The 12,639-nt window shown below is 64.2% G+C and carries 11 protein-coding genes; 5 read left to right on the forward strand and 6 right to left on the reverse strand.

Annotation, left to right across the window (positions count from 1 at the left end; all coding sequences use genetic code 11):
- Positions 1–30: 30 nt before the first annotated feature.
- From V1277_RS31180 to V1277_RS31190, 3 genes are all read right to left on the reverse strand, one after another.
- The gene (locus tag V1277_RS31180; protein ID WP_334419558.1) at positions 31–1,275 is read right to left on the reverse strand and encodes a GGDEF domain-containing protein; all 1,245 of its coding nucleotides are present in this window, start codon (positions 1,273–1,275) and stop codon (positions 31–33) included.
- Between the two features lie 90 nt (positions 1,276–1,365).
- A complete protein-coding gene (locus V1277_RS31185; protein WP_334419559.1) occupies positions 1,366–2,871 on the reverse strand; it encodes a class I adenylate-forming enzyme family protein in 1,506 nt (501 codons plus the stop codon).
- A gap of 45 nt (positions 2,872–2,916) precedes the next feature.
- Entirely contained in the window at positions 2,917–4,743 is a 1,827-nt protein-coding gene (locus tag V1277_RS31190) for an extracellular solute-binding protein (RefSeq protein ID WP_334419560.1), read from the reverse strand.
- A gap of 261 nt (positions 4,744–5,004) precedes the next feature.
- Here V1277_RS31190 and V1277_RS31195 point away from each other — a divergent pair, with 261 nt between their 5' ends.
- Positions 5,005–5,820 carry an invasion associated locus B family protein gene (locus V1277_RS31195; RefSeq protein ID WP_334419561.1) on the forward strand — a complete coding sequence of 272 codons (816 nt, stop codon included), beginning with the start codon at positions 5,005–5,007 and terminating at the stop codon, positions 5,818–5,820.
- 69 nt (positions 5,821–5,889) lie between these two features.
- Here V1277_RS31195 and hspQ read toward each other — a convergent pair whose 3' ends face one another.
- Positions 5,890–6,222: a heat shock protein HspQ gene (gene hspQ / locus V1277_RS31200; protein WP_028346018.1), complete on the reverse strand. Its 333-nt coding sequence runs from the start codon at positions 6,220–6,222 to the stop codon at positions 5,890–5,892.
- Positions 6,223–6,346: 124 nt separating this feature from the next.
- On the opposite strand from hspQ, the gene V1277_RS31205 reads away from it, so the two are divergent.
- A complete protein-coding gene (locus V1277_RS31205) occupies positions 6,347–7,300 on the forward strand; it encodes an AEC family transporter (RefSeq protein ID WP_334420501.1) in 954 nt (317 codons plus the stop codon).
- An 85-nt stretch (positions 7,301–7,385) separates the two neighbouring features.
- Here the strand turns inward: V1277_RS31205 and V1277_RS31210 are convergent, their stop codons facing one another.
- Entirely contained in the window at positions 7,386–8,576 is a 1,191-nt protein-coding gene (locus tag V1277_RS31210; protein ID WP_334419562.1) for a UbiH/UbiF family hydroxylase, read from the reverse strand.
- Between the two features lie 135 nt (positions 8,577–8,711).
- Here V1277_RS31210 and pcsA point away from each other — a divergent pair, with 135 nt between their 5' ends.
- The 3 genes from pcsA to V1277_RS31225 all read left to right on the forward strand — a co-directional run bounded on the left by pcsA (position 8,712) and on the right by V1277_RS31225 (position 11,222).
- Positions 8,712–9,446, forward strand: coding sequence for a phosphatidylcholine synthase (gene pcsA / locus V1277_RS31215; RefSeq protein WP_334375317.1), 735 nt, complete (start codon positions 8,712–8,714; stop codon positions 9,444–9,446).
- On the forward strand, positions 9,443–10,180 hold the full coding sequence (locus V1277_RS31220) for a TerC family protein (RefSeq protein WP_334419563.1): 738 nt from the start codon (positions 9,443–9,445) through the stop codon (positions 10,178–10,180). Before pcsA ends, V1277_RS31220 begins: the two co-directional genes overlap by 4 nt.
- A 67-nt stretch (positions 10,181–10,247) precedes the next feature.
- Positions 10,248–11,222, forward strand: a complete 975-nt coding sequence (locus V1277_RS31225) for a quinone oxidoreductase family protein (protein ID WP_334375319.1) — start codon at positions 10,248–10,250, stop codon at positions 11,220–11,222.
- A 101-nt stretch (positions 11,223–11,323) separates the two neighbouring features.
- Here V1277_RS31225 and V1277_RS31230 read toward each other — a convergent pair whose 3' ends face one another.
- Complete coding sequence (locus tag V1277_RS31230; RefSeq protein WP_334419564.1) at positions 11,324–12,520, reverse strand: acetylornithine transaminase; 1,197 nt, start codon at positions 12,518–12,520, stop codon at positions 11,324–11,326.
- Between the last annotated feature and the right edge of the window lie 119 nt (positions 12,521–12,639).

Consider the following 12,639-nt stretch of genomic DNA (forward strand, 5'->3'; position numbering starts at 1 on the left):
TGCCAATGACGGGGATAAATTGGTGACGCTCTAAGACGCCGCCCGTTGCGCGTCGTCCTGCAGCCGTGACCGCAGCGATTTCACGGAATCGTTCGGCAGCAGCGTTGCGACCGTCACGGTTGGCTCCGACCGTGCGTCGCGCTGGCCGTGGCTGGTATGGCGCATCACGCTCGACAGCCGCCGGGCGATGGCGTGAGCCGACTTCAGATCGGCCTCGGCAAACACCACGACAACCGAGCCGTCGTCCTGGGCGGCGCCGAAATCCATTTGCCGCATCAGGCGGCTGATGATCCGCGCGCCGTCGAATTGCGCGCGGGGGTGTCCGGGATCGAACGCAAAGCGCGCCACCGACAATCCGCCGCCGCGTTGCTGCGTCTGGTAGATGGCGCTGGCAAAGTCGCGCTCGAAGGCTTCCGGGGTGAGCAGACCGGTCCGCGCGTCGATCAGGCCATCGGCGTCGATGGCCTTCAGCGTGCGGCTCAGATGCGCTTCAAAGGCGTGCTGGCGGATCAGCGGCAGCCCAATTGCTGCCACCTGGACAGCGTCGCCGGAGACGATCTCGAGGTTTGGCAAATCATAGGCCGGCGCCAGATCGCCTGCCGTCACGACGACGGGAAGATTGCGGAAGCGGGCGTCCTCGGTCAGCACGGTGAGAAAGGCATCGACCACACGCAGGCTGAATCCCTCGCCGAGCACGATGCCGTCGATGTCTCTCACGTTGAGATGCTTCGCAGCCGCCTCGATCGAAAGCGCGCCGACCACGCCGGTGCGCTCGCCAAGCGCCACCGACAGCGCCGGATAGGCACCGCCGCGGCCGATCAGCAGCACGGTAGCGTCGCGCGCAGAATCGATATGCGACAACGCCATTGGCGCTGCCGGCGCCAGCCGGCGCATCACAGTCGCATGCAATGACCGCACGCGCAGCGCGGCACGCAGGCGGGCCGCCAGCCGGTCGGAGCCGCCCTGTTGGGCGTGTGGGATTTGGCTCTGAAAAAAGGGAATGACGTTGTCCGGAACAGGGGTCTGCGGATCGACCGCGATCAGCGGCAGATAGGGCTGTCGCGCTGCGACCCGCACGGCCAACTCCGCCAGTCCGGCTGCATCGGCGCCGGAGGTTTCGGCCAGCACGGCCGCCGGTTGCACCTGCTCGACCGCGCGCGCCGCATCCGCCCACCCGCTCTCGACCACCGGAAACAGTCTCGCGACATCGAGCGTGGCGGCAAAGGACAGCCGTTTCGCGATCGATACGACGAGGATCGGACCTTGCTGGGACATCTGAGAACTCGGACCAGGCGCACAATAGGTGCCACGATCCTAGTTTGCGGCGCTTAATGCGGCGTCAACAGGCGCTCGCCGTCGGGCCTCTCAGGCGGCGTTGCTCCGATCCCGAAATGCTTCCACCATCAAAGGGTTAAGGCCGAGTTCTGTCAGCGCGTCTCGGGCGCGGGCGTTGTCGAGCGCACGGCCTGCAAGCCGGTGGCCGCTGAGGCGGTCCGGCAGCGCGGTCAGCAGCGCGCCCTGACCGAGCCGGCGCGCCCACTCCTGCAGGTCCTGCGCCAGGAATCGGTAGCCGCCGACGGCCATAACGCCGGACGGCGGCGCGGTGATATTGACCGCGCCAGTGACGCGGTCGAGCCGCGCCGCGTAATCCGTATCCACGTAGTCGCGCGGCGGTGACGCGATCAGGGAATCGCTCGGCGGCGGAGGGGGCGCATAGGCCGCGACCGGCACCATCGGTCCGCGCAATCCCAACGTGCCGCGCGGCGTCAGCAGGATTTCGCCCGCGATCGACGATCCCGGCAGGTCGCGCGGCGCACCGTGGGGGCCCGGCTTGATCAGGGCCGGCGAGCCGTCTTCCGCGATCCGCCGCGCACCGAACAATCCGGCCTCGCCGAACAGATAGACATCCGTCAGCGTCGCCTGTTGCGCGGCCCAGCACGCGCTGGAGCCGATCTGCTCCGGGGTCCGCCACAGGCCGATGACATTGCGCAGGCTCGGCATCCGCGCGCCGAGGTCCAGTTCGTCCAGCCGCAGCGCCAGTTGGGCAGGCGCGATCAGCGTGTCGCAGGCCTGCTCGTTGATCTGCTGTTCCAGAACCTCGTCGTCGAAGGGATGGTGCAACACCAGTGTTCCGCCCGACAGCAGCCAGATCGCCAGCGACGAGGCGAGGCCGGCAAATGACATCGGCGAGAAGGCCGACAGGATGGTTGCGCCCTGCGGCACGTCGCTTTCGAGCGATATGGCAAGGCCGCCCGCAATCAAGCCGAGATGGGCGCGCGGGACCGGCCGGAAGCCGTCCGAGGTGACATCGAAGGAAATCAGCGCCGCCTTGCGGCCGTCCTGGATCACGGCGCGCGTGGTCGGGGATTCCCGGAAGATGGCGTTGTCGAGCGAGGCCATGCCCTCGGGCAGGTCGCCGCCGAAGCCGCAGACATGGCGGATCGAGAACGCTTCGGCAGCAGCGTTCATGGCGATATCCGAGTAGATCACGCCGTCGACCTTGCCCGAGGTCACGATCGCCCGGGCGGCGGTACGGTTGAGCGCCATGGTCAATTCCGACTGCCGCCAGAGCAGCGGCAGCACCGCAACGACGAGGCCGGCGCGGAAGGCGGCAAGCACGGTGACCGCGAATTCGATGGTGTTCGGCAATTGAACCGCGATCACGGAATTGGACGGCAAGCCGGATTCGATGAAGTGCGCGGCCAGCGACGAGATCATGCGGTCGGCCTGCGCGAAGGTAAGACGCTTCGGCGGCTGGCCGGTGATGCGCTGCTTGTTGGGGGGATCGACCAGCGCCAGCGCGTCCGGCTGCCGTGCCAGGTTCCGTTTGAACAACGTATCGAGCGTTGGCGAAGCGGTGGGCTGGGTCACGGCGTTACTTCGGCTCTGTCACGGAGGTTGGATCGCTTGGCGAGTTCACTTCATTTCCGGCTTCTGCCACCAGGTTTCCGGCAGATAGCCCGTCAACGCGGTCGCTGTAGGTTGTTCTATCCGATTCCACCGCGCAATCCATTGCTCCTGCACGTTAAACACTGGAATTGCGTAGAAGCCCGACATCAGGACGCGATCGAGGGCCCGCACCGCGGAGACGAAAGGCGGACGTTCGCGCGCCTCGAGCAGGGCAGCGATCATGGCATCGATGGCGGGCTCCTTGGCCCCCATGTAATTCCGGGTGCCGGGAATGTCGGCGGCTTGGCTGCCCCAGTAGAAGGACTGCTCGTTGCCGGGGGATAGCGACTGGTCCCAGCGGTTCTGCAGCATGTCGAACTCGTACCCCAGCCGGCGCTGGTCGAACTGCACGGGATCGACCGCGCGGACGCTGGCCTCGATGCCGGCGCGCTTGAGGTCGCGCTGATATGAAAGCGCAACCCGCTCCTGGTCGCGCGTCGTCACCAGGATTTCGAAGGTGAGCGGCGTCCTCGACGAACGCTGCCGCAGCACGGCCCCATCGAGATCGTAGCCGGCTTCCGACAGCAACCGCAGCGCCTGGCGCAGCGCTGTTCGATCGCGGCCCGATCCGTCGGTGACGGGCAGGCGGTATGTGCCATCGAGAATATCCGGCCGGATCCGTGCGGCGAACGGCTTCAAGAGTTCGCGCTCGTGCTCGTCGGCCGGGCGGGCATAGGCGGATAGTTCGGACCCTGCGAAGAAGCCTGCTGCGCGCGCATAGAGTCCGAAAAAATAATTGCGGTTGACCCACTCGAAATCGAACAGCAGCGTCAGGGCCTGCCGGACGCGGATGTCTGAAAACACCGGACGCCGCGTGTTGAACACCAGGAATTCCGAGGGCTGCGGCATTCCGGTCTTGATAGTGTCGCGGATCACTTCGCCGTTGCGGGCGGCCGGAAAATCGTAACCTTCATGCCAGCGCAGCGGCTCGTGCTCGGCGCGAAAGTCATAGAGGCTACGCTTGAATGCCTCGAACTGGCCGTTGGACTCGCGATAGAAGTCGAGCCTGATCTCGTCGAAGTTCCACAATCCCCGATTCACCGGCAGGTCGCGGCCCCAGTAGTCGGGGTTGCGGGTCAGCGTGACGCTGGCGCCCGGCTTGACGGCGGTGACGCGATAGGGGCCGGAACCGACCGGTCCGGTCATCGTGGTTTCCTCGAACGTTGCCGGGTCGACCGCATGCTTCGGCAAGACGGGCATCAGCCCGAGGATCAGCGGCAGCTCGCGGTCGTTGCCGCCGCCGAAGTCGAACCGCACGGTGAGCGGATCGGGCGCTTCGGCCTTTACGACTTTGGAATAATACTGGCGGTGATTGGGGCGACCCTTGTCGCGCAGCAAGGCCCACGAAAACAGGACGTCCTCTGCCGTGACCGGTTGGCCGTCGGCAAAGCGCGCCCTCGGGTCGAGGTGGAACGTGACGTAGCTGCGTGCGTCGTCGGTCTCGATGGTTTTGGCCAGCAAGCCATAGAGCGTGAAAGCCTCGTCATTGCCGCGCGCCATCAGGCTCTCGACCACAAAGCCCCTGATCTGCTGAACCGCAAGGCCGCGGACGATCAGGGGGTTGAGGCTGTCGAAGGTTCCGAGGGCGCCCCAGACCAGCCGTCCGCCCTTAGGCGCTTCCGGATTGGCGTAGGGCATATGCGTGAAACCGGCGGGAAGAGCAGGCGCGCCGTGCATCGCCAGCGCGTGGCTTTCGGTCGCCCTGGCTTGGTGGACCGGCGCGAGCGGCGTCACACCTAGCGCGAGGGCAATGCCGGCCAGCACACGCAGGCGGATACGACCGGAGACGGTCATAGGCGGACGGGGATTTGATTCGAAAATGCGCACGGATAAAGCTTTACCATAGGCTTCGGCCTCGGCCTGCGGGGAACGCCAAAGATGCTTGTCGGCATTGATCTTTTCGTCTGCCGCTGTATTGAAGGCGGGCAGTTGATGACCGCGGGAACGCCTGTCACGTAACCGCCTCAATTGCCAACGAGACAGCCGCCCCAGCGCGGCTTGGTGTCGGTGCCTGTAGCGGTTTCGGGCGCTCCGGTTCAGAAAGGGTTTTCCGCAATGAATTTCCGTATCTTCGCCGCGTCGATTCGGCCGCGTGGGCAGGTCTTGGCCCTGTTGGCGGCCTCGGCATTGTCGGCAACGTTGATGGCTTCGGGCGCGCACGCTCAGCAGCCCGCGCCAGCGCCCGGGGCTCCGAAGGCTGCCCCTGCGCCTGCCGCTCCGAAAGCGCCTCCGAAGGCTGCTCCCAAGGGTCCCGCCGGCGCTCCCGCGGCACAAGCTCCTCCGGCTGGCGCTCCCGGCGCCGCCCCGCCCCAGGAGCAGCAGGTCCAGCTAATCTACGCGCCCTGGACCAAGTTCTGCCTCAAGGGTCAGGAAGCCGGCGCCAAGCAGGTTTGCTTCACCGGCAAGGACGGCCGCATCGAGTCGGGCCAACCCGTCATCGCCGCCGTCATCATCGAGCCGGAAGGCGAGCCCAAGAAGCTCCTGCGCGTGACCTTGCCGCTCGGCATGCAGCTCGTGCACGGAACCCGGATCATCGTTGATAACAATCCGCCGCAGCAGGGCCCGTATGTGATCTGCTTCCAGAACGGCTGCATGTCGGACTACGAAGCAACCCCCGAGCTGATCGCCAACTTGAAGAAGGGCCAGAATCTGGTTGTTCAGGCGATCAATTCCAACGGCGCGCCGCTGACGCTGCCGCTGCCGCTCGCCGGTGAATTCGCCAAGGCCTTTGACGGTCCGCCGACCGATCCGAAGCAGTTCGAGGAAAACCAGAAGAAACTGCAGGAAGAGCTGCAGAAGCGTGCTGAGGAGCAGCGCAAGAAGCTGGAGGGCACCCAGCCGGGCGCCACCGCAAATCCGGCGGCGAAGTAACAGCCGCGCCATTCGACAAAGCAAAAGGCGCCCGACCAGGGCGCCTTTTTCGTTGCCGGAAGAAGAATACTAGTTCAGTGACGGGTTGCGCGGGCGGTAGCCGCCGGACTTGTCCTTCACGAAGATCTCGGCCACCTGCGAGTGCCGGATCGGCTCACCGGAATCGTCCGGCAGCAGATTTTGCTCGGAGACGTAGGCGACGTATTCGGACTCCGAGTTTTCCGCGAGCAGGTGATAGAACGGCTGATCCTTGTCAGGCCGAACCTCTTCGGGGATCGACAACCACCATTCCTCGGTATTGTTGAATTCCGGATCGATATCGAAAATCACGCCCCGGAATGAAAATACCCGGTGGCGGACGATCTGCCCGATCTGAAATTTGGCGGTGCGCGCTTTGATCATGTCCCGTCGAATAGACCATGATTGTGGCCGATGCTAGGGGCAATAGGACGAATTAACCTTTATGCGTGGTGGCCATGTCCGGCGCCATCTCCCCAAAATCACTGACGAAAAGACGCTTTACGAGATGGCCGATATCCTCAACCTCGCGCTTCCCTATTTTGGCCTGATCTTCATCGGCTTTGCCTGCGGCAAGGCCAAAGGGCTGCCGGAATCGGGCCTCGCCTGGATGAACTTCTTTCTGCTCTACGTCTCGCTGCCGGCCTTGCTATTCCGCATCATGTCGGAGACGCCATTTTCCGAACTGAACAACCCGCCATTTCTGATCGCGACCACGCTGGCGACCGTGAGCGCCTTCGTGCTTGCCATGGTGGCAGGCCGCATCATCGGCGAACTGTCGCTGCACAAGGCGACGATGGCGGGCCTTGCCGGCGCTTACGGCAACATCGGCTATATGGGCCCGGGGCTGGCGCTGGCGGTGCTCGGAGCCAAGGCAGCGGCGCCGACCGCGTTGATCTTCTGCTGCGACAGCATTTTCCTGTTCACGATCGTGCCGCTGTTGATGGCGCTGAGCGATCGCAAGCATCCGTCGTTCCTGTACGCCATTGGCGTCGCTGCGCGGCAGATCGTGCTCAATCCGCTGATCATGTCGGCCGCCGCAGGGGCGCTTGTTGCGGCGTTGCACATTCAAGTGCCGGTCGCCGTCGACAGGACCTTGCTATTTCTCCAGAACGCGGCGGCACCGACGGCGCTGTTCGTGCTGGGCGTTACCGTGGCGCTGCGGCCGTTCGATCGCGTGCCCTGGGAAGTGCCCGGCGTGATCGCGATCAAGCTCCTGATCCATCCGCTCATCGTGTTCGGGCTGATGCTGCTGTTCGGCCCGTTCGCGCAGCCCTGGGCCGCGACCGCCGTCCTGATGGCCGCGCTGCCACCGGCGCTGAACGTGTTCGTGATGGCCCGGCAGAACAACACGTGGATCGAGCCGGCGTCGGTGGCCGTCCTGATCGGGACCTTCGCGTCCGTGGTCACGCTGACCAGCGTGATGTGGTTCATCCAGAGCGGACGGCTGGCGTTTCCGTAGGCGTGGCGCGGAGACACAAAATCGCGAAAACAACCCCATGCAAAGTAGAGTGGGGCTAGTTCGCAGCCCTCGCTGGCGTCCGGCGCTAGCTGACACGCTTCCAGGTCGGCGCCAGCCCCTCGCGCATGGCAAGCCGCCGCAGCGGGCCGAACGAGCCGAGCAGGTGCATGCCAACCGCGCGCAGCGATTGCATGGGCAGGAAATCGCTAAGCAACGAACGGTTGGCGACATCGATCACGATCAGCCGGCTTGCGACGTCGGCACGTCGCGCGGCTTGATAGCGTGCCAGCACGGCCGGCGACCCCGGATCCTCGCCGAGCGAGATCGCATTGCCGGCGATATCGGCGATATCGGCCGCATCGCGCAATCCCATGTTGAGGCCTTGGGCGCCGATCGGCGGCACCACGTGGGCGGATTCACCGACCAGCGCGACACGATGGCTGGCGAATTGCTCGGGACGCTCGATCGTCAGCGGAAACAGGTTGCGCCCGGCTTCGACCTGGACACGGCCGAGAATGGAGTGCGACTGTCTTTCCGCGGCTTCCGACAATTCCTCATCGCTGAGCGAGATCAGCCGCTCGGCTTCTCTGGTTTCCGAAACCCACACCACGCTGCAGCGGTTGCCGGGCAGGGGCACGAACACGCATGGACCTTGCGCGGTGTGAAACTCGGTGGAGATGCCGTTGTGCGGTCGGGAATGCGAAATGTTGAAGGTCAGCGCCGACTGATGAAGGTCGCGGCGGCTGGTCTTGATGCCGGCCGCCTCGCGGGACGGTGATTGCCGCCCGTCTGCGCCGATCACGAGCCGCGCAGAAAGCTGCTCGCCCTTGCCGGTACGGATGGCGACGATCGCATCCTGCGGGTCGATCGCGGCGGCCTCATCGTCAAATCGAGTCAAATTGGAAAGTTCGGCGGCGCGCTCTTCGAGGGCAACCATTAACGATCGGTTGTCGACGTTGTAGCCGAACTGTTCGAGACCGATCTCGTCCGAGGAAAACCGCACTTCGGGTGCGCGGATCAACCGGTCGGTGTCGTCGACAAGGCGCATGATCCGCAAGGCGGCAGCCTTGTCCCGGCAGCGCGGCCAGACACCGAGACGTTCGAGCAACTCGGTGGAAGCCCCCAACAGCGCCGTGGTGCGGTTATCGGCATAGGGGGCGCGGCGGGCGAGCAGGGCGGTTTTCGCGCCGGTCGCGGCCAGCGCGACGGCTGCGGTCAGGCCTGCTGGCCCACCGCCGATCACGGCAGCGTCATAAATTTGAGATGCGTCATTCATATCGAGACAATTGACGCTCGGGCTGGCATTTTCAAGCCATCAACCGGCCGAAATGTTTCCGCTCAATCGCGCGGCGGAACGCCGCAAAGCGCCGATATGCAAATAGCAGCGATTCCTGATAGCACTGCCGGAGCAATGGACCAGACCACAGAGCCAGATTCCGCCCCCGCGACCAGCCGAATGCGGACCGCCGCATTCGCCGTACACATTTTCACGGCACTGGGCGCGGGCGTCGCGCTGCTGGCGATGCTCGAGGCCGTCCGCGAACATTGGGCCAATATGTTCGGCTGGCTTGGCGTCGCCCTGATCATCGATGCCGTCGACGGGCCGCTGGCGCGAAAGCTGGACGTTGTGCGGCTGCAGCCGAACTGGTCGGGCGATGTGCTCGATCTCGTCGTCGATTTCGTGACCTACGTCTTCGTTCCGGCCTATGCCATCACCGCTAGCGGGATGCTGCTGCCGGTGGCAGCGCCGCTGCTCGGGATCGGCATTATGGTTTCCGGTGCGCTCTACTTCGCGGACCGGCGCATGAAGGCGTCCGACAACCACTTCCGAGGCTTTCCGGCGCTGTGGAACGCGGCGGCGTTTTATTTGTTCTTGCTGCACCTGCCGCCGGCACTCTCCACTCTCGGAATTGCAATCCTGATCGCTCTCACATTCGCCCCGTTTCATGTGCTGCATCCGATCCGGGTGGTGCGGCTACGCTGGCTGACCCTGTGGCTGATGGCCATTGGAGCCGTGCTGGCGATCTATACGCTCATCCGCGATTTCAACGTGGGCACTCCCATCGTCGCCGCACTGTGCGCCATTGCGGCTTACGTCATAGGAAGTGACGCCGTGATCCGGCAAATCAAGTCGTTCAAGGCATGATGGAATTATTGACCAGCCCGGAAGCCTGGGCGGCGCTGTTGACATTGACGGCGCTGGAAATCGTGCTCGGCATCGACAACGTCATTTTCATCTCCGTGCTAGTCTCGCGCATTCCGCCGGCGCAGGCCAAACGCGCGCGTCAAATCGGCCTGTTGTTGGCGCTGGTGTTCCGCATCGTGCTGCTCAGCGTGCTGGTGTGGCTGATCGGCCTGACGGAGCCGGTCATCACGGTAAGAAATGTCGAACTGTCCTGGCGGGACATCATCCTGATTGCCGGCGGAGCCTTCCTGATCGCGAAGGCGACGCATGAAATTCATGGCGAGGTCGAGGCGAGCGATGGCGAGGTCGATGCCGAACCCAGGGCCAGCGCATTCTTCTGGGTGATCGTGCAAATTATCATCATCGATATCGTGTTCTCCCTGGACTCGATCATCACCGCGATCGGTATGGCGCAGGATCTGGAGATCATGATCGCCGCCGTCGTGATCGCATGCGTCGTCATGTACGTCTCGTCGGGTCCGGTGGCCCGGTTCGTGGCCAATCACCCGACCACCAAGATGCTGGCATTGGCATTCCTGGTGCTGATCGGCGTGGCGCTGGTGGCGGACGGATTCCAATTCCATATCCCGCGCGGCTACATCTATTTTGCCATGTTGTTCGCGGCCGCGGTCGAAATGTTCAATGTGCTCGCCAGGCGTAACCGCAAGAAGGCCGCCAGACGGCCGGTCAGTTGACAAGCGGGCGGCGATGGCTTTCGTTGCGCGCTCGGGCGCTTGAGCAAATACCGAGGGAGAGACTGTCATGACCAAGGCCGTGCGTGTGCACAAGGTGGGCGGACCGGAGGCCCTGGTGTATGAGGACGTCGAGGTCCCGGCACCGGGAGCGGGTGAGGTTCGCATCCGCCAGCATGCCGTCGGGCTGAACTTCATCGACGTCTATTTCCGCACCGGCCTCTACAAGGCACCGGGGCTGCCGTTCATTGCCGGCAATGAGGCCGCCGGCGAGGTTGTGGCCGTCGGCCCAGGCGTTACCAATTTTCATCCCGGCGACCGCGTCGCCTATTATTTCACGCTCGGCGGCTACGCCTCGGAGCGGGTGATCCCGGCCGACAAGCTGGTCAAGCTGCCCGACCACATCACCTATGAGCAGGGCGCCGTCCTGATGCTGAAGGGGCTGACGGTCTGGTACCTCCTGCACAAGACCTTCAAGGTCGAACCCGGCCATCGTGTGCTGATCCATGCCGCCGCGGGCGGCATCGGCCTTCTGGCCTGCCAATGGGCGAAGGCGCTCGGCGCGCACGTGATCGGCACCGTCGGCTCCAAGGCCAAGGCCGACCTGGCGCTCGCCAACGGCTGCGATCACGTCATCCTCTATAACGAGGAGGACTTCGTCGCACGCGTGAAACAGATCAGCCGCAACGAGCTCTGCGACGTCGTCTATGACGGCGTCGGCAAGACCACTTTCCCGGGCTCGCTGTCGTGCCTGCGGCCACGCGGCCTGTTCGTGAGCTTCGGCAACGCCTCCGGCCCGGTGCCGCCGTTCCCGCTCGCCGAGCTCAACAATCACGGCTCGCTGTTTGCCACCCGGCCCAAGCTCAATGACTATGTCAGCACCCGCAAGGAGCTGCTCGAAGGCGCCGACACGCTGTTCGCCGCCGTCATCAACGGCAAGCTCCACGTGCCAATCAATCATGCCTACGCGCTGAAGGACGCGGCGAAGGCGCATACCGAGCTGGAGAGCCGGGCGACGACAGGGGCGGCGATTTTGCGGCCGTAAGTCTCTCCGCCGTCATTGCGAGGAGCGAAGCGACGAAGCAATCCATCTCTCCACTTGTGGCACGATGGATTGCTTCGCTTCGCTCGCAATGACGATTGAGGCTACGCCACCCGCCGCGCAGCCCCAGCCTTCACCAAAATCGCATCAAGGCAATCGATCATCAGCGATATCTCCTCGCGCGTGACGTTAAGCGCGGGCATGAAGCGCAGCGCATCGGGCTGCGGCGAATTGATGAGGACACCGTCCGCAAGCGCCTCGGCCGCGATCGCGGCACCGATCGGCAGCCTCAGATCGAGCGCCAGCAATAGCCCGCGGCCGCGCACCTCGCCGAGACCGTGCCGCGCGGACAGTTTCTGCAGCTCGCTTTCCAAGAACAGGCCGGCGTCCGCAGCCGCTTTCAGAAATTCCGGCTTCGAAACCTCCTCGAGCACCGCAAGCCCCGCAGCGCACATCAACGGATTGCCGTTGAACGTGCCGCCCTGGTCGCCGTGCTCGAAGCAGGAGGCATGCTCGGTCGCGAGCAGGGCGGCCAGCGGCACGCCGCCGCCGATGCCTTTGCCAAGCGTCATGATGTCGGGTTCGATGCCGGCATGCTCATAGTGGAAGAGTTTTCCGGTTCGGCCCATGCCGGTCTGGATCTCGTCGACGATGAGCAGCAGGCCGTGCTCTTTCGTCAGCGCGCGCAACTCGTTCAGGAATTGATCGGTTGCAGGCCAGACGCCGGCTTCGCCCTGGATCGGCTCAAGCATCACCGCGACCGTATTGTCCGATATCAGCGCCTTCACCGAATCGAGATCGTTAAGCTTGGCTTTGCGGAAGCCTGACACTTTCGGCTCGAACAGCGGCTCGAACGCCTTCTTGCCCGATGCCGACATGGTTGCGAGCGTGCGGCCGTGAAAGCCGCCTTCGAAGGTGATGATTTCGAACGCGCCGTTCTTGTATTTCGTGCCGTATTTGCGCGCGAGCTTGATGGCGCCTTCATTGGCCTCCGCGCCCGAATTGGCGAAGAAGACCTGATCGAAGCAGCTCTTCTCGCGAAGTGCTTGCGCGAGCTTCAGGCTGGGGCCGTTGTAGAAGGCGGGGCTTGGTGTCAGCAGCAGTTTTGCCTGCGCAGCAAGCGCTTCGGCGACGACCGGCGGCGAATGGCCGAGGCAGTTGACGGCCCAACCCTGCATGAAATCGAGGTACCGCTTGCCGGCGTCATCCCAGAGATACGCGCCTTCGCCGCGAACGAACACGGCCTGCGGGCGGGCGGTGATGTTCATCAGCGCGTCGAACGGATGGGCAGCATGGGTCATGTCGATCTCCTCAGGGGTTTTGGGGAAGGGGCAGGCCGAAACGCAAGAAGGCCGCACTTTGAGGGTGCGGCCTTCTCGAAAACGTGGCTGAAACTAGCTAATCAGCGTTGTCGTCGGAC

The organism is Bradyrhizobium sp. AZCC 1588 (assembly GCF_036924735.1).
Taxonomy (GTDB): domain Bacteria; phylum Pseudomonadota; class Alphaproteobacteria; order Rhizobiales; family Xanthobacteraceae; genus Bradyrhizobium.